The sequence below is a fragment of the Acidovorax sp. FG48 genome, from assembly GCF_057809085.1.
Genome location: NZ_JBMDJH010000014.1, coordinates 13,392 through 34,235 on the forward strand (window position 1 = coordinate 13,392; position 20,844 = coordinate 34,235).

General features: G+C 65.7%; 19 protein-coding genes. 10 read left to right on the forward strand and 9 right to left on the reverse strand.

Annotation, left to right across the window (positions count from 1 at the left end; all coding sequences use genetic code 11):
* Nucleotides 1-12: 12 nt before the first annotated feature.
* Entirely contained in the window at nucleotides 13-1,188 is a 1,176-nt protein-coding gene (gene rodA / locus ACODSU_RS17995) for a rod shape-determining protein RodA (protein ID WP_209818162.1), read from the reverse strand.
* A 72-nt stretch (nucleotides 1,189-1,260) separates the two neighbouring features.
* Nucleotides 1,261-3,699, reverse strand: a complete 2,439-nt coding sequence (locus tag ACODSU_RS18000; RefSeq protein WP_488843687.1) for a protein kinase domain-containing protein — start codon at nucleotides 3,697-3,699, stop codon at nucleotides 1,261-1,263.
* Nucleotides 3,700-3,813: 114 nt separating this feature from the next.
* On the opposite strand from ACODSU_RS18000, the gene ACODSU_RS18005 reads away from it, so the two are divergent.
* A complete protein-coding gene (locus ACODSU_RS18005) occupies nucleotides 3,814-4,398 on the forward strand; it encodes a YqiA/YcfP family alpha/beta fold hydrolase (protein WP_488843689.1) in 585 nt (194 codons plus the stop codon).
* A 35-nt stretch (nucleotides 4,399-4,433) separates the two neighbouring features.
* On the opposite strand, the gene ACODSU_RS18010 is transcribed toward ACODSU_RS18005, so the two are convergent.
* The gene (locus tag ACODSU_RS18010) at nucleotides 4,434-6,029 is read right to left on the reverse strand and encodes a Wzy polymerase domain-containing protein (RefSeq protein WP_488843691.1); all 1,596 of its coding nucleotides are present in this window, start codon (nucleotides 6,027-6,029) and stop codon (nucleotides 4,434-4,436) included.
* An 88-nt stretch (nucleotides 6,030-6,117) separates the two neighbouring features.
* Here ACODSU_RS18010 and ACODSU_RS18015 point away from each other — a divergent pair, with 88 nt between their 5' ends.
* The 4 genes from ACODSU_RS18015 to mtgA all read left to right on the forward strand — a co-directional run bounded on the left by ACODSU_RS18015 (nucleotide 6,118) and on the right by mtgA (nucleotide 10,814).
* On the forward strand, nucleotides 6,118-8,193 hold the full coding sequence (locus ACODSU_RS18015; protein WP_488843693.1) for a ribonuclease catalytic domain-containing protein: 2,076 nt from the start codon (nucleotides 6,118-6,120) through the stop codon (nucleotides 8,191-8,193).
* Nucleotides 8,194-8,225: 32 nt separating this feature from the next.
* A complete protein-coding gene (locus ACODSU_RS18020) occupies nucleotides 8,226-9,086 on the forward strand; it encodes a TonB family protein (protein WP_116747920.1) in 861 nt (286 codons plus the stop codon).
* 120 nt (nucleotides 9,087-9,206) lie between these two features.
* Complete coding sequence (aroE, locus tag ACODSU_RS18025) at nucleotides 9,207-10,061, forward strand: shikimate dehydrogenase (RefSeq protein ID WP_295943063.1); 855 nt, start codon at nucleotides 9,207-9,209, stop codon at nucleotides 10,059-10,061.
* A gap of 18 nt (nucleotides 10,062-10,079) precedes the next feature.
* Nucleotides 10,080-10,814 (forward strand): monofunctional biosynthetic peptidoglycan transglycosylase, encoded by a 735-nt coding sequence (gene mtgA / locus ACODSU_RS18030; RefSeq protein WP_488843695.1) that lies wholly within the window; start codon nucleotides 10,080-10,082, stop codon nucleotides 10,812-10,814.
* A 122-nt stretch (nucleotides 10,815-10,936) separates the two neighbouring features.
* Here mtgA and ACODSU_RS18035 read toward each other — a convergent pair whose 3' ends face one another.
* Nucleotides 10,937-11,350 (reverse strand): hypothetical protein, encoded by a 414-nt coding sequence (locus tag ACODSU_RS18035; protein ID WP_488843697.1) that lies wholly within the window; start codon nucleotides 11,348-11,350, stop codon nucleotides 10,937-10,939.
* A 370-nt stretch (nucleotides 11,351-11,720) separates the two neighbouring features.
* On the opposite strand from ACODSU_RS18035, the gene ACODSU_RS18040 reads away from it, so the two are divergent.
* A complete protein-coding gene (locus ACODSU_RS18040; protein ID WP_488843699.1) occupies nucleotides 11,721-12,632 on the forward strand; it encodes a helix-turn-helix domain-containing protein in 912 nt (303 codons plus the stop codon).
* 37 nt (nucleotides 12,633-12,669) lie between these two features.
* Here ACODSU_RS18040 and ACODSU_RS18045 read toward each other — a convergent pair whose 3' ends face one another.
* A complete protein-coding gene (locus ACODSU_RS18045; protein WP_488843701.1) occupies nucleotides 12,670-13,740 on the reverse strand; it encodes a cyanophycinase in 1,071 nt (356 codons plus the stop codon).
* A 482-nt stretch (nucleotides 13,741-14,222) separates the two neighbouring features.
* Between ACODSU_RS18045 and ACODSU_RS18050 the strand changes: the two genes are divergently transcribed.
* The 3 genes from ACODSU_RS18050 to ruvC are packed head-to-tail and all read left to right on the forward strand — an operon-like array spanning nucleotide 14,223 to nucleotide 16,644.
* Complete coding sequence (locus ACODSU_RS18050) at nucleotides 14,223-14,984, forward strand: lysophospholipid acyltransferase family protein (protein ID WP_488843703.1); 762 nt, start codon at nucleotides 14,223-14,225, stop codon at nucleotides 14,982-14,984.
* A 60-nt stretch (nucleotides 14,985-15,044) separates the two neighbouring features.
* On the forward strand, nucleotides 15,045-16,037 hold the full coding sequence (locus tag ACODSU_RS18055) for a phosphatidate cytidylyltransferase (RefSeq protein WP_488843705.1): 993 nt from the start codon (nucleotides 15,045-15,047) through the stop codon (nucleotides 16,035-16,037).
* Between the two features lie 58 nt (nucleotides 16,038-16,095).
* Nucleotides 16,096-16,644, forward strand: a complete 549-nt coding sequence (gene ruvC, locus ACODSU_RS18060) for a crossover junction endodeoxyribonuclease RuvC (RefSeq protein ID WP_015015650.1) — start codon at nucleotides 16,096-16,098, stop codon at nucleotides 16,642-16,644.
* 75 nt (nucleotides 16,645-16,719) lie between these two features.
* Here ruvC and ACODSU_RS18065 read toward each other — a convergent pair whose 3' ends face one another.
* From ACODSU_RS18065 to ACODSU_RS18080, 4 genes are all read right to left on the reverse strand, one after another.
* On the reverse strand, nucleotides 16,720-17,247 hold the full coding sequence (locus ACODSU_RS18065) for a hypothetical protein (RefSeq protein ID WP_488843707.1): 528 nt from the start codon (nucleotides 17,245-17,247) through the stop codon (nucleotides 16,720-16,722).
* Nucleotides 17,244-18,026 (reverse strand): NlpC/P60 family protein, encoded by a 783-nt coding sequence (locus ACODSU_RS18070; protein WP_488843709.1) that lies wholly within the window; start codon nucleotides 18,024-18,026, stop codon nucleotides 17,244-17,246. Before ACODSU_RS18070 ends, ACODSU_RS18065 begins: the two co-directional genes overlap by 4 nt.
* A 37-nt stretch (nucleotides 18,027-18,063) precedes the next feature.
* On the reverse strand, nucleotides 18,064-18,789 hold the full coding sequence (locus tag ACODSU_RS18075; protein ID WP_488843711.1) for a M48 family metallopeptidase: 726 nt from the start codon (nucleotides 18,787-18,789) through the stop codon (nucleotides 18,064-18,066).
* A gap of 330 nt (nucleotides 18,790-19,119) precedes the next feature.
* On the reverse strand, nucleotides 19,120-19,605 hold the full coding sequence (locus ACODSU_RS18080; protein ID WP_015015652.1) for a CZB domain-containing protein: 486 nt from the start codon (nucleotides 19,603-19,605) through the stop codon (nucleotides 19,120-19,122).
* 204 nt (nucleotides 19,606-19,809) lie between these two features.
* Here ACODSU_RS18080 and ACODSU_RS18085 point away from each other — a divergent pair, with 204 nt between their 5' ends.
* Complete coding sequence (locus ACODSU_RS18085; protein ID WP_110960242.1) at nucleotides 19,810-20,838, forward strand: LLM class flavin-dependent oxidoreductase; 1,029 nt, start codon at nucleotides 19,810-19,812, stop codon at nucleotides 20,836-20,838.
* The last annotated feature ends 6 nt before the right edge of the window (nucleotides 20,839-20,844 follow it).

The window sequence follows — 20,844 nt, forward strand, 5'->3', positions numbered from 1 at the left end:
CTGCACAAGGCCCTACAACGCGGCAGGGAGAGGGTCCTTGGTTTCCTGCTTCTGGGACCGCGCCACCGACATCAGGATGCCAAGTGCCAGCCCCAGGGTGACCATGGCCGTGCCGCCATAGCTGATGAAGGGCAAGGGCACGCCCACCACCGGCAGGATGCCGCTGACCATGCCCATGTTCACAAAGGCATAGGTGAAAAAGATCATCGACACTGCGCCCCCCATGAGACGGCCGAACAAGGTGCTGGCGCCCGCCGCGATGGCCAGCCCCCGCCAGACCAGCAGCAGAAAACACACCAGCAGGAACAGGTTGCCTGCCAGGCCAAATTCTTCCGAATAGGCAGCAAAGATGAAGTCGGTAGTGCGTTCGGGGATGAACTCCAGGTGGGTCTGCGTGCCCGCCATGAAGCCCTTGCCCCACAGGCCGCCCGAGCCAATGGCGATCATGCCCTGGATGATGTGAAAGCCCTTGCCCAGCGGGTCGCGGGTGGGGTCCAGCAAGGTGCAGATGCGCTGCTGCTGGTAGTCGTGCAGCACCACCCAGCGCACGCCATCCGCGCACAGCTGGTCGCCCAGCAGCACCAGGGTAGCGATGCCCACACCGCCAATCAGCACCGGCGGCAGGATCAGCTTCCAGGACAGGCCCGCAAAGAAGATTACCGACAGCCCGGCCGCCAGCACCAGCAGCGAGGTGCCCAGGTCAGGCTGCTTCATAACCAGGCCCACAGGAACGGCGAGCAGCAGGCCTGCAGCCGCAAAGTCCAGCGGGCGCAGCGTGCCCTCGCGCTTCTGGAACCACCAGGCCAGCATCAGCGGCATGGCGATCTTGAGGATCTCACTGGGCTGAATGACGATGCCTACGTTGATCCAGCGCGTCGCCCCTTTTTTGGTGATGCCAAACAGCGCCACCGCCACCAGCAGGGCCACGCCGGTGAGGTACAGCGGCACGGCACAGGCCATGATTTTCTGGGGGGGTACCTGGGCCACCATGAACAGGATGGCCCCTGCGATGAGCATGTTGCGCCCATGGTCCACAAACCGCGTGCCGTGGTCATAGCCCGACGAATACATGGCCAGCAACCCGGCGCTGGCCAGCATCAGCACCAGCAACAGGAGGGGGAGGTCAAAGCCCCGGAACAGGGGCGCCAGACGCTGGACGAGCGTGGGCTTTTCAAAAACGACGGCCATCCCCCGATTATCGGGCGGATGCCGCACACCAGAGCAGCCCACGCCCCTGCAGGGACATCGCGAGCCGCAGCCCTACCCCGCCTGCCGGAAGGCCATCACCGCCTGGTTGCGCAGGGTGCGCAGCAGGCCCAAGGCCTTGTCGTCCACCACAATGCCGCCCGGCGTGGCCTGGTCGGCATAGATGAGGGCAAAGGGCTGCCCCTTGATCTGCAGCGGCAGCAACAGAAACGACGGCGCATTGACGCCCTTGCGGTACCACTCGGGCAGCCGCGCCTGCATGCGGGGCTCGGTGGCGTCGTTGATCAGGGTGTCGGCGCCGCGCAGGCACACGGCGGCAAACAGGTCGCCCTGGGCCTTGAGCGGCACCTTGAGGGCCCGGACGGCGCTCTCGCTGCCCTCCCCCAGGCCAAAGCGGCCGGTCAGCATGTCGGTGCGGGCCTCGCGCAGGCAAAACACCATGCGCCGAAAACCCAGGGCGCGGAACATGGTCTCCAGGATCATTCGCAGCACATCGTTGAGCTGAAAACTCTCGACCATCGCGTTGGTGATGTCCTGGATGCCCGCCGCCAGCACTTCATTGACCTGCGCTACCGACACTGCGCCACCCGCCTGGGATTCGAGCACAGCGGGCAGGGGCTGCGTTTCCGTCACCCGCAACTCGTGGGCGCCGAGGGCATCGTCGGGTGCGGCTTGCGCCCCGGCGGCCGGGGGCAGCTTGAGCAGGCGGGCCGCCGGCGTGTCGGGGTCCACGCGCAGGTCCAGCGCCTCGGCCAGCGCCACCAGCTTGTGCCGCGCGCGCAGCGTGGCGTCGGCAATGGCCTCGGCCGACAGCGCCAGCGTGCGGGCGTAGCGTGTGCCCACCTGTCCCAGTTGTCCCTCTAGCTGGGCGGGCTCGCTGAACAACAGGGCACTGGCGACCTCGTTGGCCGCCATGGCGGCCCAGCGCAAACGCTCCACGCCCTGCTCGGGCGCACGCTGCATGGGCGAGCCCAGGGGTTTGCGCATGCAGCGCTGCAGGCTGTCGGGCAGGCCCCAGACGCGCGCCACGCCCACACCCAGGTCTTCAAACCCCAGGCCCAGCACCTGGACGGACGCGGCCTCCTCGCCCCCTTCCAGCCGCCCGGACGCCACCAAGCTGCGCACCTGCCGCGCCTCTTCGGGAAAGTAGAACTCGCACAGCATGCGCCCCAGGTTCTGGAACATCGCGCCGATGAAGGCCTCTTCGGCCGCCTGGCTGGTGCTGCACAGTTCGGCCGCGACCGAGCCCGCCATCATGGCGCGCAAAAATTCCTCGCGCATCTGGCTGGCATGGGCCTTGTCCTGCATGTGGTCCAGCAGCACCAGGCTCAGCGCCATGTTGCGCACCGCATTGAAGCCCACCAGACTCACCGCGCGCGACACGGTGCTGATGGTGCCCCGGCTGGCGTGGGCGTAATGCACGCTGTTGACCAGACGCAACAGCTTGTTGGTCAGCGCCACGTCTTTCAGGATTTCGTGGGTCAGGTCGCTGATGCTGTCGTCTTCCGAATTGGCCACCCGCTGGATGCGCGCCACCGAATCCGACAAGGCCGGGAAGTCGCTCTTGTGGCGCATGCGCCGCAGCAAAAAGTCCAGCGTGGCGTTGCTGGCAGCCGATGGCGCGCTGGCCGGTGCCGCCCAGGCGCGCAACGCATCCCGAAAGTCCGCCGCCGTGGCGTAGCGCTGCGCCGGGTCACGCGCCATGGCCCGTTGAAGAATGGCGCGCAGGCCATCGTCCACGCCGGGGCCCAGGTCGGCGGGCAGGGCCAGGTTTTCGTTGGCAATGCGGTACAGCGCCTGCCAGGTGTCCTTTTGGTGGATAAGGGGGCGCCCGGTCAGCATCTCGATGAGCACCAAGCCAGCGGAATACACGTCCATCGCGGGGGTGGGCGCGGCGCCCGCCGCAGCCTCCGGCGCCATGTAGGCGGGCGTGCCGCTCGCCAATTGCGCATCCGGTGCGGCCTGCACAGGGGCCGCCATGCCAAAGTCCATCACCCGGGCGTGCCGGTGCGCATCGATCATGATGTTGGACGGCTTGAGATCGCGGTGCACGATGCCCGCCTGGTGGGCGGCATGCAAGCCATCAAGCACATCCACCATGAGCGCCACGGCATCGTGGGGCGTGCAGCGCCCTTGCTGGGCCAGGTGCTCGGCCAGCGTGCTTCCGGGCACGTACTCGAACACGATGTAGGGCTGCGCGCCCTGCACATCGGCCTCAAACACCGGCACGATGTAGGGGTGGGCCAAACGCCCCACGTGGCGGGCCTCGCGCAGCCACTGCTCCAGCACGGAGGGGTCCTGGTCCTGCATGGGGCGCATCAGCTTGATGGCCACCTCGCGCTGCAGGCGCGGGTCCAGCGCCAGCCACACGGTGGCCTGGGCGCCCCGGCCCAGCTGCTTCTTGAGTTCAAACCGCCCCAGCGACGCAGGCGGCTTGTCGCCTGATCCGAGCGCCCATCGTCTGGCAGTGGAAAGCGGGGCAAAATCGGTCATGGTGCGGGTAGCAAAACCAGGCACCGCACGGTGTGGCGCCCTTGTGCACACATCTTATGCCTGCGCCAGCCCGGTTAAAGCAGTGATTCCCCTGCCCCGATCACTTTCTGTCTCATGACCACCACCCACCTGCTGTACCTGCACGGGTTTCGCTCGTCCCCCTCGTCGGCCAAGGCGCGCCAGACTGCGGCCCACGTGGCGGCCCACCACCCCTCCGTGACCTTCTGGTGCCCCCAGTTGCCGCCATCGCCGCGGGCCGCCATGGCGCTGGTGGCGCAGGGCATTGCCGATTGGCCCCGGGATTCGATGGCCGTGATTGGCTCGTCGCTCGGCGGCTTCTATGCCAGCTGGGTGGCGCAGCACGCGGGTTGCCCCAGCGTGATGCTCAACCCCGCCGTGGACCCGGCACGTGATCTGGCCCGCTACATCGGCGAGCAGACCAGCTGGCACGACCCGAGCGAGCGCTTTTATTTTTTGCCGGAGTACATTGAAGAGTTGCAGGTGCTGGACATGCGGGCCCGCCCCGCTGCCGCCCGCGAACTGGCCCTGATTGCCAAGGGCGACGAAGTGCTGGACTGGCGCGAGATGGTGGGGCGCTACCCGCAAGCTGAGCAGGTGGTGCTGGAGGGGGGCGACCACGCGCTGGGCAACTATGGGGACTACCTGCCGCTGGTGAGCCAGTTCCTGCAACTGGCCTGAACGGAACGCGCGGCAGCCGTCCGCAGCGCATGCGGTCAGGGCTTCAGGTGGGACGAAATCCGCCGCCCCTGCTCGCGCCAGCGCTCATAGTCCGCCGGGTACGCAGCACGGTATCGCTTGAGGTGAAACGCCGCCTCGTCGTCCAGCCCCAACATCGTGGCGCTTTCGATCAGCGGCTCGATCACCCGAGGCTCGGGCGAGAAGTGCAGCAGCTTGTTGGCCACGCCAAAGACTTGGCCCGCATTGCTGGGTGAAAGCTCGATGGTGGTCAGCAGCGCAAAATCGACCTGATCGGTGAAGAAAGGGGTGCTGCCCACCTTGCGAACGGTGTCCTGGCGCAGGGAGGGTGGCCGGTCGGCCAGCGGCCGGTACAGCTGGCTGACGCGGTAAAAATCCCAGCCCACATAGGCCCCGAGTGCCAGCGCGCCCACGACGACGGTGGCCGCACCCCGGCGTGCGGCCAGCGAAGTTGCCCAGCCGGGCAGCTGCCAGCGCCACAGCAACGCAACGGCCAGCAACGTGACCAGCTGGAACGGCCCGTACCACAGCGGAAACTCCAGCAGGCTGTGCAGCCCCACCAGCGCCAGCACGCCCCAGGCCAGTTGCCGTGCCGGATCGGTCTCGCGCCAGGGCTTTTCGCGCAGCACCCACACCACCACGGCTGCACAAAAGATCAGCGCCACCGGCACGCCCATCTCCACCGCCAGGTGCAGGGGCAGGTTGTGGGCGTTGTCCAGCAGCACACAAAACCGTTCCCCCGGGAACACGGTGACGTAGTGGGCGTAGTCCAACTCCCCCCAGCCCCAGCCCGCCCAGGGCTTTTGCGCGATCAGGTGCAGCACATTGGCCCACAGCACACGGCGGCTGGTGCAGCCCGGCTCTTCGTCGAGGATGCGCACAAACAGTCCGTCCGATGCAAAACCGGTCCAGTCCAGCAGCAAGCGAGGCAGCAGCCAGGCCGCTGCGCCGTACAAGATCAAACCCACCAGTCCCAGCCCCAGGACCAGGCGCCCCCACGACACCCGCCAGCAGAACATCAGCCCCAGCATCAACAGCCACTGAACGGCCCCGGTGCGTGAGGCCGTGGCGGCACTCGACATCGCCAGCAACGCCAACGCCCAGGCCACCAGCAACCCCGTCAACCACCCGGGCCAGGCCTTTCCTCCCTGCACAGGGGCGGCGATGCCGGGGTGGTCCAGACGTGCCTGCATCTGGGCCAGGGCCCACAGCAGCGCCCAGACGCCCAGGCTCAGCAACGTTGCCTGCTGGTTGCGCTGGCGCAGGTTGCCAATGGCCTGCCCCAGGGTGGAGGGCTGCACGCCGGGCAGGCCGGGGTCCCCCACAAAATACTGCAGCAGCCCGATGGCCGCACTGGCCAGCGCTGCGACCAGCAGGCCGGCGGCCAGCATCCGGCTCGACACCAGGGCGGGCGCCCCCCCGGTCTCCCCCTGCTGACCCCGCCCCGGCGTACTGCCGCAGCGAGCCAGGGCCAGCAACACCAGCACCGCGCCGCAGCCCCAGGACGCCAGCAGGGGCCAGAAGTTGTTGATGGGGGCCTGCGTGAAGCAGAACAGGAACGGCAGCGCCAGTGCCAGCAGAGTCAGCGGCGTGGCCATGGTGGCAAAGGGCATGGGATGGCAGGTAGGGGCAAAAAGGCGCGCCGTGGATCATATGCGCCGCCGCCCGGGCGCCCGCTGCGCCCATGGGACAATCGCCGCCATGCACGCATTGTTTGAAGAAGCCGGCAAATTTCTCGCCGGCCGTATCCTGTCCGAAGCCGATACCTCTGCCCAAGTGGAGCTGGACTCGGGCAAACGGGTCAAGGTCAAGGCCGCCCACATCCTCCTGAAGTTCGAAAAACCCGCCCCGGCAGAACTCATCGCCCAGGCCCAGGCCGTGGCGGAGACCATTGAACTGGACCTGGCCTGGGAATTCGCTCCCGAAGACGAATTCGGCTTTGCCGACCTGGCGCGGGACTATTTCTCCGAGAACGCCACCCTGGCCCAGCAAGCCGGTGCGCTGTTCCGCCTGTACGACGCACCGCACTACTTCCGCCGTGCGGGCAAGGGCCGCTTCAAGAAGGCCTCGGCCGAGATCCTGCAGCAGGCGCTGGCCGCCATCGAAAAGAAGAAAGCCATCCTCGCGCAGATCGACGAGTGGGCAGCGCAACTGGGCCGGGGCGAATGCCCGCAGCCCATCCGCGAGCAGCTCTACAAAATCCTGTTCAAGCCCGACAAGAACGCGCCCGAGTACAAGGCCGTGGTCGAGGCCAGCCGTGCCACGCACACCGCGCCGCTCGACCTGCTGCAAAAGGCGGGTGCCATCGACTCCGCTTACCAGTTCCACTGGAAGCGCTTTTTGTTCGAGAACTTCCCCAAGGGCACGGGCTTTCCGGCAGTCACTGCACCGGTCATTGCGGACGAGCTGCCACTGTCGCCCGCACAGGCCTACTCCATCGACGACTCGCAGACCACCGAGATCGACGACGCGCTGTCGGTGCAGGGCCTGGGCACCGGCACCGTGGTGCTGGGCATCCACATCGCTGCGCCGGGCCTGGCCATCCAGCCCGGCAGCGCCATCGACCAGCTCGGCCGTGCCCGCCTGTCCACCGTGTACATGCCGGGCTACAAGATCACCATGCTGCCCGACGACGTGGTGCAAACCTACACGCTGGACGAAGGCCGCGCCAACCCCGCCGTGTCGCTCTACGTCACCATCGACGAGGCCACGCTGGAGTTCAAAGGCTCCGAGACCAAGCTGGAGCGCGTGCACGTGGCCGCCAACCTGCGCCACGACCAGCTAGACAGCGTGGTGACGGAAGAATGGCTCACCAACCCGGCGTTTGAGCACCAAAGTGACCCCAAGCGCTTGTCCGAATTGCGCCCGCAGCTATCGTTTTTGCACCGCCTCGCCAAGGACCTCAAGGCCCGCCGCGAAGTCGTGCGCGGCAAGCCCGAGAACTTCAACCGGCCGGACTACAACTTCCGCCTGGTCGGCAACAACGGCGCCGAGCCCACGGGCGACGAGCAGGTGCAGATCAGCGTGCGCCAGCGCGGCGCGCCGCTCGATCTGATCGTGGCCGAGGCCATGATCGTGGCCAACAGCACCTGGGGCAGCTGGATGGCCGAGCTGGGCGTACCCGGCATCTACCGCAGCCAGGCCAGCATGGCGCCGGGCGTGAAGGTGCGCATGGGCACCAAGGCGCTGCCGCATGCAGGCATCGGCGTCAAAGCGTATTCGTGGGCCACGTCGCCCCTGCGCCGCTACACCGACCTGGTCAACCAGTGGCAGATCATTGCCTGCGCCCGCCACGGCAAGACCGCTGCGCTGGCCGCGCCCTTCAAGCCCAAGGACGCCGACCTGTTCTCCATCATCAGCAGTTTTGACGCGGCCTACAGCGCCTACAACGGCTACCAGGCGGGCATGGAACGCTTCTGGACGCTGAAGTATGTGGAGCAGAACGGCATCACCGAGCTGAACGCCACCGTCTTCAAGGAAGGTCCGGGCGGCAGCTTCCTCGTCCGCGCGGACGACATTCCGCTGGTCTTCCCCGTGCTGGGCGCGCAGAACCTGCCGCGCGGCGCGCGCCTCAAGGTCAAGCTGGGCGAGGTGGACGAAATCACGCTGGATATCCACGGCACCGTGATCGAGCGCCTGGACGACCCCGCAGACACCAGCGACGATGGCCCCGTGGATGATGCCGAGGACGACGACACCGTGGCCGGCCCGATTGCGATTGCGGTGGATGTGAACGAGGCCCCCGCCGACGCCGCTGCAGCGGCCCCCACCGCTTGAAGGCCCGGACAGCCCCCTGATAATTGCCGGCGATGAAACTCCCTGCCTTCCTCCGCACCTTCAGCACGCTGCAGCTGGCGCTGGGCGTCTCCATCGCCGTGCATGCCGCACTGATCTCCGTGCGCTTCATCGACCCCGAGGGCTTCAACCGCGTGTTCCAGGACACGCCACTCGAAGTCATCCTGGTCAACGCCAAGTCCAACGAGCGCCCCGACAAGGCCCAGGCGATTGCCCAGGCCAATCTGGCGGGCGGTGGCGATGCAGAGAAGGGCCGGGCCACCAGCCCCCTGCCGTACACCGCGCTGACCACGGTGGGTGACGACTACGAAGAAGCCCAGCGCAAGATGGACGCGATGCAGGAGCAGCAAGCCCAGCTGCTGGCCCAGCTGCGCAAACAGCTGGCCACCATGCCCGTGCCCGATCCGCGCCAGGCCAGCCAGAGCGCCGAACAGGCCAGCGAGCAGGAAAAGCGCCGCCAGCTCGTCAAGCTGCTGGCCGAGATCGAAAAGCGCATCAACGAAGAAAACTCGCGCCCCAAGAAGCGCTACATCAGCCCCGCCACCCGCGAAGAGGCCTATGCCATTTATTACGACGCGCTGCGCCGCAAGGTGGAAGACAAGGGCACCGAGAACTTCCCCGAACAAGGCGGCCGCAAGCTTTATGGCGAGCTGACGATGATCGTCACCGTCAACCACGACGGCCGTGTGCTGGGCACCGAGATCGTGCAAGGCTCGGGCAACAGCACACTGGACCGCCGCGCCGAAGCCATTGCCCGCGCCGCAGGCCCGTTTGGCGCCTTCGATGCCGAGATGCGCAAGAAGGCCGACCAGATCGCCATGGTGGCGCGCTTCAAGTTCACCCGCGACCAGACCCTGGAAACCGTGGTGAAGTAACTGCCCGGCGGGGGGTAGTAACGAGGCGTGCCAAGCAGGCCTCCGAGCCCACCCACCCGCCCCACAGAACACACCGCAAGGCCGCCCGTACCGCCAGCCCCACGCAGCCCTAGCCACTCCATGACATCCCCCGCCTCCCCTGCCGACCTGTACTGCGTGATGGGCAACCCCGTGGCCCACAGCCGCTCGCCTGCCATCCACGCCCGTTTTGCCGAGCTGACCGGCGAACACATTGCCTACGAACGCCGCCTGGTGCCCATGGACGGTTTTGCCCAGGGCGTGCGCGCGTTTGCCGCTGAGGGCGGGCGCGGCTGCAACGTCACCGTGCCCTTCAAGACCGAAGCGCCGGGCCTGGCCACCGAATGCAGCGAGCGCGTGCAACTGGCGGGTGCGGCGAACACCCTCACCTTCCGCGCCGACGGCAGCATCTACGCTGACAACACCGATGGCCTGGGCCTGGTGGCCGACATCACGCGCAACGCGGGCGTGTCGCTGGCCGGGCGCGATGTGCTGCTGGTGGGCGCCGGGGGCGCCGCCGCAGGTGTGTTGGGCCCGCTGTTGCTGGCGGGGGCCCGCCACATCACTGTGGCCAACCGCACCCTGGCCAAGGCGCAGGCGCTGGTGCAGTCGCACAGCGCCTTGGCTGCGCTACAAAAAGCAGAGCTGTCAGCGCAAGAACCACTAGCGCTATCGGCCCATTTCGATGTAATCATCAACGCCACGGCCAGCAGCCTTTCTGGCGGCGGCATCCCGGTGCCCGCCAGCGTGCTGCGCCCCGGTGCCCTGGCCTACGACATGATGTACGGCCCCGCAGCACAGGGCTTCCTCGACTGGGCCCGGCAGCACGGCGCCGTGCCCCGTGACGGCCTGGGCATGCTGGTGGAGCAAGCCGCCGAGGCTTTCTTGCTGTGGCGCGGCGTGCGCCCGCCCTCGGCCCAGGTGCTGCGCGAAATGCAGCAATCTGCCACCGCCTGACCCCCCGGGGACGCCACGATGAAAGCCGTGCTGCGCTGGCTGGGACTGCTGGTGATCGCCTTCGTGGCGCTGCAGCTGTTCTTTGTGCTGCGCATTGCCGCCATGGCAGCCATCAACCCCGAGTCCACCACCTTTCAGCGGTCCGAAGCCTGGACGCTGCTGGCCAGCAAAGGCCATGTGCCCTGGCGCCAGCAATGGGTTCCGTACGCCGACATCTCTGACCACCTCAAGCGCGCGGTGATCGCCTCGGAAGACGATGGTTTTGTGAACCACGATGGCGTGGACTGGAACGCCATCGAAAAAGCCTGGGAGCGCAACGCCAAGGCCGAAGCCCAGGCCAGCAAGGCGCAGGCCCGCGCCCCGGAGCGCCCGGTGCGTGCCCCGAAGATCCGGGGCGGCTCCACCATCACCCAGCAACTGGCCAAGAACCTGCTGCTGTCGGGCGAACGCACGCTGCTGCGCAAGGGGCAGGAATTTGTTCTCACACTGGCGCTGGAGCAGTTGCTCTCCAAGCAGCGTATCCTGGAGATCTACCTCAACAACGTGGAATGGGGCGAAGGCGTGTTCGGCGCCGAGGCCGCTGCGCAGCACTACTTCCGCAAAAGCGCCAGCCGCCTGAGCACCGCCGAAGCTGCACGCCTGGCCGTGATGCTGCCTGCGCCCAAGCGCTTTGAGAAAACGCCCGGGTCGGCGTATCTGGCAGGACGGACACGCACGATCCTGGGGCGCATGGGGAGTGCTGAACTACCTTGAGAAGCTAGCAAAGCTTCAAGCGGCCAAAGGCAAAGTTATCAGTCATCGTGATACCCAATCTACGCTCTGCGCTTAAACCAGACGAGCGTTATGACACAACACCAAAAGCAGCCCGGGGGGCGCTATTGCACTAAAAATACTGTTGAAGTGCTCTCTGTCCATGTCGTACCACCGTCCTTGGTCGAGAAAACCTTGCCTCTACCTGTTACAGGATCAAATGTGTAACGAGGAGGATTACACCCGGATGTCATCGGTTGAAAGACCAAAACAAGTTCTGGCTCGACATATTCGACTTTAGTTGGCACCCCACTACCCAAACAAACCCGGTCAAAGCTACCAATGAAGTTTGTCTTACCGGACTTGGTATTGACCTCGAAAGTTGACGACCACCCTCCGGATGACGAGAACTGAACTTTAATCACCTCCTGCGAAAGCCATCGCTCGGCGGCGGTGCGCCGCTCAACCTGCGATTGAGCACTGGCAAGACATGAGGCCGCAACAGCAGCTATTCCGATCAGCATCACAAACATCTTCATAACAGTCCTCCTAGAAAGAGACCTACTATTAACGCCACGAACGAACACCCACACGGCATGCTTAAATAATTGGACATCTCCCTGCAAAGGGATCATGTCAAGGCAAAGCCGGAGTATTGGGATATCAGCGACTCAATGTAACTATAAAGAGGCGCTTGCACGGCATCTTATCCTTCGCCACTGACTGGCATGAGTCGGCCTGGCAGAGCAAAAAAAGCCTCCTTTGTAGCTCGGCGCTAAAAGCATGAATTGAGCGTACAAAATGTCAAAGTAGTTCAGTGATGCCGACTTTATGCCACTCATGCTGCAGCGCAGCGACGAGTCGGTATTGAACGATTGCGACAGCCCCCGTCGCCTACACTCGCGCCCCATGGCAAGCTTGGCCCCCCTCTCCCCTCGGCACCCTGCCGGGCTGATCCCCTCGGGCGAGCTGTGGCTGCCGCGCCCCAGTCTCACGGCCTGCCTGCGTGCTGCCATCGCGCGCAGCACGGTGGGCCACACGCTCAGCGATGCACAGCGCATCAACCGCTTTCCGGCCTCGCCGCTGTGCAGCCTGAGCTGGTGGTTTGAAGGCCGCAGCGAGGCCCTGGTGGCCGAGCGCCCCGACTCCATGCCCACGGAGCACAGCCCGCGCGAGGCCTACCCCGGCCGCTGGGTGCTGGCCGGCCCGCAGACGCGCCCCACCTCCAGCTACTGCGCCGGGCCCACACACGCCATGATGGTGATGTTCATGCCCGACGCGCTGCACCAGCTCACCGGCGTGGACCCTGGGGCCCTGACCGATCGCATGGTGGACGCGCAATCGCTGTTGCCACCCGATTGGCTGGCGCTGTGCGAGGCAATGCAGAACCTGCCCGACAACGCGGCCCGCCTGCAGCACCTGGAAGATTTTCTGGAGCCCCGCTGGCAGGCCTGCCGCCCCGCACAATCCTTGCCCACACAGCGCTACGGCGACTGGGCTGCACACCTCGCACAGCGCGCCGCCCTGTCCGCCCCGGGCCGCAGCCTGCGCCAGTTGGAGCGGCGCATCAAGCGCTGGGCTGGGCTGCCCCTGCGCGAACTGCGCGGCTTTGGCAAGGCCGAGCAGGCGTTCTTTGACACCATCGCGGCCGAGGCTGCGCAAGGCAGCGTCAAATGGGCCGACGTGGCAGCGGGCGCCGGGTTCTCGGACCAGTCGCACCTGTGCCGCGTCACACGCCGCATCACCGGCTACGCACCGCAGGCGCTGTACGACGGCATCTATGGCGACGAGGCCTTCTGGGTGTACCGGATCTGGGTGTAGGGCAACAACGCGGAGCCCACCCGGGGTGCGGTCCCACTCACGGGATGTGCGTTTCCTGGAAGGTCACCCGGCGCCGCTGCGGGTCGAAGAGGCCGCCCTCGGGCAGCACATGCATGCGGATATCCGCAGCCTTGGCCATGGGGCCGTCGTCGTCCACGATCTGCGCCCGGCGGGCGTCAAAGAGCTTGACGTAGTAGTTGCCCAGCACCTCCCACAGGCCGTCCGGGCGCACCAGCAGGGCGGTTTCCTCGTCAATGCCCACACCGATCAGCTGGGGGTGGTCCAGCACCGCGCTGATGAGGCGGTTGTAGCGGGCGCGATGCATGAAATGCTGGTCCACGATCGCACCCCGGAAGAGGCCAAAACCGGGTGCCAGCTCTTTCATGCCTCGGGCGATGTTGACCTGCTCTTCTTCATCGGAGTTGCGCGGCGCCCGCCATTTGCCGGTGAGCATCAACCGGCTCATGACCGAGGCCCCGGCCGACGTTCCGCCCACCACCGCCCCGGCCACGTAGCGCGACTCGATGGTCTGCAATGCGCGGGTGCCCACCAGCAGCGTGGACAGGCGCGACTGGTCGCCGCCGGAGAACCAGAATCCCGTGAAGCCCTCCAGCATCTGCACCACGGCAGCGCTGTTGGCCTCACCGGGGCGGATGTCCACCACCTGCGCAAACGCGCCCAGGCGGCTGAAGTCGCGGGCCACTTCCAGGGCCTCCTCGTCCGACTTGGAACTGGCCATGGGAAACACGGCAATGCGGGCGTTCTCTGCCCCGGCCAGCGCCACAAACCGCTGCTGCACGCTGACAGGCGTTTCCCCGCCCCCCACGATCAGCAAGTGGCCCTGCGGCCGGACAAAGAGCCGCAAGACGGCCGCCAGCCTCGCCGCATTGGCAGAGCCCGCCTGCGCCGACGGGGGCTGCGCTGCCAATGGCGCTGCGGGCGGGGTGGGCACGGTAATGGCGCCAGGCAAGGCGGGGGATGCGACCGGAGAGGCGGGCGCGGCCACCCAGGGCGCCCCCGCCGTGGCCGGCTGCGCCTGGGCGCAATGCATCCCCCACAGGCACGACAGCAAAGCCGCCGCCCACGCCACGGCGGAGCGTCGCCCCAAGGGGCGAAGGCACCTGCGCAGCAACAACACAACGTCTAGAACCATGGACCCACGGAAGGAAAAGGGAAGTAAAAACGCAAGGCGCTCCGCCCAACATGACGGGGTGGAGCGAGCTGGCACAAGGCAATCACGGCCGCGCAGCCACCAGCAGCGGCCCGCACACCAGCACGCCAATGCACCGGGCCAGATAGGCGCTGCGGCGCACAAAACAAGGTGCGAAGGGGAAAGGAAGCGGTGGATTCTAGGCAAACGCTGCGAGGCACCCTCTGCACGAGTCAGCGCGCCGTGTACATCTGCGGGCTCGGGCGGTCTGCGGCGTTGCAAATACTCGCAATAGCTACGGCTATTGCTGCGTTTTGCGCCTTGCAGCCCATCCCGATCCGCAGTGCCCACTTGCCACTCGATTCGTGCAGAGGATGCCTAGCGCTCCTGCGCACGCCGTTTGGCAAAGCGCATCCAAGCCTGCCCGTATCATCCCCGCCATGCTTGCCAAGTTGATGAGTTTCCTTCTGCTGGGGATCGTGCGGTTTCTCACCGGGTCCCAAGCCCGCTGGTATGGCTGTCCGCCCAAGGCCGAGCAGCGTATCTATTTCGCCAACCACCAGAGCCATGCCGACATGGTGCTGATCTGGGCGGCGCTGCCCGAGGAACTGCGCAGCATCACGCGGCCCATTGCCGCTAAAGACTACTGGACCAAGACGCCGTTCCGGCAGTGGATCACCACCGCCGTGTTCAACGCCGTGTATGTGGACCGCCAGGCCACGCCCGCGCGGCCCACAGCGCCCGAGGCCGCAGATCCCACCGTGACCCAGGCCGCCGCAGCCGATGCCGACACGGCAGCTGCCGGGGGCCCAGACCCCTCGCCCGAAGCGCCCCCCCGCGCACCCACGCCCGAAGAACTGCGCGCCGCGCTGCCCGAATCCGACCCGCTGGCCCCGCTGGTGCGCGCGCTGGAGAGCGGCGACTCCATCGTGATCTTTCCGGAAGGCACGCGCGGCCATGGCGACGAACCCCAGGCCTTCAAATCCGGCCTGTTCAAGCTGGCGCAGATGTTTCCGCAGGTGGTGCTGGTGCCCGCCTGGATCAACAACGTGCAGCGCGTGATGCCCAAGGGCGAAGTGGTGCCGGTGCCCATCCTGTGCTCAGTGACCTTTGGCGCGCCCATCCAGCTCGAAGCAGGTGAGGAGCGCCGCCCGTTCCTCGACCGCGCGCGCCGCGCCGTCATTGCACTGCGGGAAGTCTGACCATGACCCGCGCGAAGCCCCTGACCTTGCCGAACGCTGCGCCCCAGAGCGCGCGCTGACATGAACCAATTCCTGCGCAATCTCACCGCCACCCAGCAGATCGGGGCCTTGTTCCTGGTCGTGTTCGGCATCCTGTCCATCGTCACCGTGTGGGCCTTTGTGCGCAATCTGCGCGAGCACCCGAGCGACGACCCCGAAGCCGAAGCCCAGGCCCTGGAGGCCCGGCGGTTCTGGGGGCTGCTCAAGACCTCCTGGGTCATGGCCACCGTGTTCTGGGTGGGTTGGGTGCTGGGCGAGACAGTGGCCACCGTGCTGTTTGCCATCGTGGGCTTTTTTGCGCTGCGCGAGTTCATCACCCTGTCGCCCACACGCCGAGGCGACCACCGCAGCCTGGTGCTGGCGTTCTTCGTGGTGCTGCCCCTGCAGTTCTGGCTGGTGGGCAGCAAGCACTTCGACCTGTTCACGGTGTTCATCCCCGTGTACGTGTTCCTGGCGCTGCCGGTGGTGAGCGCACTGGCCAACGACCCGCAGCGGTTTCTGGAGCGCAATGCCAAGCTGCAGTGGGGCATCATGGTCTGCGTGTACGGCATGAGCCATGTGCCCGCGTTGCTGCTGCTCGACTTTCCGGGCTACCGCGACAAGGGCGCGTTTCTGGTGTTCTTCCTGGTGTTTGTGGTGCAGACGTGCATGCTGGTGCAGCACCTGCTGGGGCGGCGCTTTCCGCACAAGCCGGTGGCACCGCAGGTGAGCCAGAGCTTTCAGTGGACCAGCTGGCTGGCTGGCGTGACCGCCGGGGGCCTCGCGGGCGGCCTGCTCACCTTCATCACCCCCTTTAAACCCGGCCAGGCGCTCGGCATGGCGCTGCTGGCCTGCGTGGCGGGCAGCCTGGGGCACTTGGTGATGAAGGCGTTGAAGCGCGACCGGGGCATCACCAGCTGGGGCATGCAGGGCATGTCCGTCACCGGTGCGGGTGGCCTGCTCGACCGGGTGGACGCGCTGTGTTTTGCGGCACCCGTGTTCTTCCATTCGGCACGCTGGTACTTCGGTTTGTAGAAAAATCGGCCGATAGCGCTAGTCCCCATTGCCCCAATAGCTATAAAAACGAGAGCAAATGCGCATCCTTGGTATTGACCCCGGCCTGCAGACCACCGGCTTCGGCGTGGTGGACATGGACGGCCACCACCTCAGCTACGTGGCCAGCGGCACCATCCGCACCACCACCCTCGCACTGGGCGATCTGCCTGGGCGCCTGAAGATCCTGTTCGACGGCATCACCGAGGTCGCAGCCCGCTACCAGCCCGATGTAGCCTCGGTCGAAATCGTGTTCGTCAACGTCAACCCGCAGTCCACGCTGCTGCTGGGCCAGGCACGCGGCGCCGCCATCACCGCCCTGGTGGCCAGCAACCTGCCCGTGGCCGAATACACCGCACTGCAGATGAAAAAAGCCGTGGTCGGCCATGGCCGCGCCGCCAAAAGCCAGGTACAGGAAATGGTGCGGCGCCTGCTGCAACTACCAGGCCTGCCAGGCACCGACGCCGCCGATGGCCTGGGCATGGCCATCACCCATGCCCATGCCGGGTCCGCCATGGGCCGCCTGGGCGAAGCCGCCACGCTGAACCGGCGGCAGCATGCGATGTACAAGGATGGGCGGAGTTATTGATATCCCGCCGCTGTCAGCATCGACCTATTTAGATTTGGTGAGTCGCCCGAGCTACCTTTGACCGGGGCATTTGCATCAGTTGCACTGTGAATAGCCTCGCGATGGCAGGGATGACGTCTCACGCGCAATCCGCCTTGCCAACATGACGGATGACTGAACGGCATCAAAGCTGGCGCCGGTCCCAGGCCAGTAGAGACCACGCGGTCCTAAGCAAAGCGTCAAGATCTGCGGCTTGGTATCAATCTCCGCCCCTTCCCCCCGCTCCACCACCATCTCATAGCGGATGGTTGAAGCGGGTTTGCCTCGAAAGGTCTCCAAGACGCGAGCGTGATAGATGTGGCGCTCCTCAGTCACTGCGTCCGCCGCCTCCGGGTGTGCACTTTTATTGTGTATTGGCGCTATGTCCACGCGGGTGTGCACAACAAGGGCCGAGTAAGGTGTCTGCGCAATCGCTTTTGCCAGAAACTCCCTTTCGGCAGACGCCATGGTTTCGGCCGAGATAGTCTCCCCGGCAACTGGCATCGTTACAGCCAAGGCACCGCACATGTTCAGCCAAGAACCCACGGCAACTGTGGCTGCCAACAAGCTTCCGCGCAAATTCATGCCTCGCTCCCCGCTTCAGACGACGTTCCCTGAAAAACTGGCAAAGCTTTGCCCTGCGCCGCCCCGGAAGGAAAAGTGAATGCATCCCAGACGCCCGCGGGATATCGACTGATATTGACCTCGTTGCCCTGGTTACCCCCAAGCATGAAGTAGTGTTTGCCATCGCGGCTCTGGCCCACCGCAAATGCGACGTGCCCTCCGCCAGGCCGGCTTTTGATGCAGATAACGGGGCTTTTGAGTTCCACGCCGAAGTTGGACCACTCCTTGGCTCTGAATGCATTGGGAGGAGGCGCGTAGCCGTGCTGGGACATGACCCAAGCCACAAACGATCCACACCAAGCATCCTTTTTGCCTGAATCATCCTTGGCCCAGTATTTCGCGGCCTTGTGATACTCCATGATGCGCGGATTGGCGGTAGCCCCTGCCACTTCTTTCTGACCCAGTTCGCGTTCGGCCGTCGCGATCCAAGGAGCCCCTAAATCAGCACTGGAGGGCGCGGGGTTGGTCAACGCAAGCTTCGCTTGCACCGTGTTTTCGGCGTCAGCCCGGCACATGAGCTCGGTCATTGTTTTGCTGCCAGGCCGAATCAACCCATCCGGACGCGTTATGCCTATGCTGCGTTGAAATGCCTGAATTTTGAAAATGGTCCGCGCACCCGGCGAACCATCCGCGACCAGTTGCTGGACACCCGGCATGTCGATCTCGTTCAGCAACCGCTGAACGATCATGGTGTCGTTCAAGGAATTGCGGCCACCTTGGCCCACGGTGTCTGTGATCATCGGCGTCTCCTGTGCGCTCACTGGGTGTTCAAGGCTTTCACGCCAACTGCGTCTTCATCCGCTCCGCCCGCTCTTTTGGCGAGGGGTGGGTGGACAGAAAGCTGCTCGAATCACCGCCCGACATCGCGGCCAGCTTTTCCAGAGCGCTCACGCAGGCGCCGGGCTGGTAACGCTTGGCTTTCATGAAGTCCATCGCGTAGTCGTCGGCCTCGCGCTCGTTGCCTTGCGAGTGCTGGGCGCGCACCACTTTTTCAAACAAATCGCCCAGTTGCGAGTTGGCGATGGCGCCGGCGCGGCTGTTGCTGGACGACACGGCGTTGCGCAGGGCGCTGGTGCGCAGGGCAGCCTGGATGCGGGCCTTGCTGTGGCCCTTTTTGACGTGGCCGATTTCATGACCGATGACGTAGCGCACTTCGTCATCGGTGAACTTGTCCATCAGGCCCGAATACACACGGATGGTGCCGTTGGCCATGGCAAAGGCGTTGATGTCGGGGGTGAGGTAGACCTTGAAGTTCATCTTCAGGCCGTCATACGTGCCCAGGCCCGCCGTGAGTTTGTTCAGGCGGGTGGCATACGGGTTGCCTGCGGGGGCGATACGGTTCTGGCGGTCGCTCTCGGCGGCCATCTGGTCGAAGGCGGCCTTGACTTCGTCATCGGTCAGCGACTCGGATTTGGCCAGGTCCTTGCCGGCGTCCAGCATCTTGCCCAGGTCAAACTGCGCCCAGACGGGCGATACGGCACTCACGCCGGATGCCAGGGTCACAAGCGTCAGTAATTGGCGGCGGTCCATCGAATTCCCTCTCTCTTTGTGGTCGTTGCTTTAGGTATGGATGTTTTATTGAGCAACCTTGTGCAAGCAATGGTTCTCAAGTGCGCCGGAATATAGCGACGCCACCTCCTGTTTCCGGGGGTGGGTCCTGTCTGCAGATGTAAGAGCTGTGTGCCGATGCTCAGGGCGGTGCGGCGCGCAATCCAACAACAGCGCTAGCGACACCGCCGCATCACAACGCCTAAGGCGCCCAGCGATAGAAAGTGAAGACCTCGAAGGGCCGACTGGCTCAGCGGAAGAATCCGCCCGCCGGAGCGACGCGTCTCAGCGCCCCAACCCGCGCTTGAGTTCCTTGAGCAGTAGCAGCACCTGGTTGGACGCGTGGCGGCAGCTGCCGTTGAGCAGCTGTGCCGCCTTGGGCTGGTCGCCCGACTGGAAGGCCGTCACTACATCGGCCGCCTGCTGGTGAAAGTACTTGTGCCGCGCCACCAGCATGTCGAACGCGGGGTAGTGCCCCAGACGCACCCGGCCTGTGCCGTAGAGCCAGCGACCCAGGTCGCAGCGGTCGTCCTGACAGATGCGCTCGGGCCGCATGACTTCGTCGGAGCGGCCGTTGACCATGTCCTGCAGCTGCAGGCGCCAGCGCTCGTGGCTGGCGATGGCGGCATCGATATCGATCTCGGTCATCAGCGTGGCCGCGTATTCAGCGTCCAGCACCAGTTCGCTGCCGTTGTCTTCCATGGCCCAGGTGGTCTCGGGGCTGGTGGGGTCCTGCTCCCGGATCTTGAACAAGCGGCTGAAAAAACCCATGCGTCATCCCTTTTGCACGACTGGTCCGCGCAGCGCAGGATGGCAACCAGCGCGGAAATGTCTTGAAACATTCTGTGGTGCCTCCGCCGTTTTGGCTACCAAAAAATGACCCTCTGGTAAAAATCGGCGCAGGCAACCCTGCTGACACTGCCAGCTCTACGCCCACCGCCTGCGCAAAAGCCGCGCGCGCTGGACAATCCGGGGATGACCTCTACTCCCCGCCGCCCTGCCCTGTCCATGCTTGATCTGGTGGCCGTCCGCGAAGGCGGCACCGTGGCCGATGCGCTGCAGATTGCGCTGCGCACCGCCCAGCATGCCGAAAAACTGGGCTTTGCCCGCTACTGGCTGGCCGAGCACCACAACATGGCGGGCATTGCCAGCTCCGCCACTGCTGTGCTGGTGGGCCACATTGCCGGTGGCACCTCGCGCATCCGCGTGGGGTCCGGCGGCGTGATGCTGCCCAACCATGCCCCGCTGGTGGTGGCCGAGGCCTTCGGCACGCTGGCCGAGCTGTACCCCGGCCGCATCGACCTGGGCCTGGGCCGCGCGCCCGGCACCGACCCCACCACCATGCGTGCGCTGCGCCGCAACCGGGTGGAGACCGAAGAAGACTTTCCGCGCGACGTGGCCGAACTGCAGCGCCTGCTGGCCCCTGCCGAACCCGGCCAGCGCCTGATTGCCATGCCCGGCGCGGGCACCAATGTGCCGATCTGGCTGCTGGGCTCCAGCCTGTTTTCGGCCCAGCTGGCGGCCGAGCGGGGTCTGCCGTATGCCTTTGCCTCGCACTTTGCGCCGCGCATGCTGCACCAGGCGATTGACCTGTACCGCAATCTGTACCGCCCCTCCGCTGTCTGGCCCAAGCCCCACGTGGCCATTGGCGTGCCACTGATCGCAGCCCCGACCGACGAAGAGGCCGACTACCTGGCCAGTAGCACCTACCAGCGGGTTCTGGGCATCTTGACGGGCGACCGCCGACGCCTGCTGCCGCCCATCGAGGGCTACGCTGCGCGCCTGCAACCGCAGGAGCGGGCAGCAATTGGCGACTTTCTGGCTGCAGCCGTGATCGGTGGGCCGGACACAGTGCGTGCGGGGCTGGCGCGCCTGATAGAGGCCACCGGCGCCGACGAGCTGATGCTGGTGAGCGACGTGTACGACCCGGCACTGCGTTTGCGCTCGCTGGACATCGCCGCCCAGGCGCACGCCACGCTGGGCCAGGCCGCCGTGGCGGCCTGAGCGCCC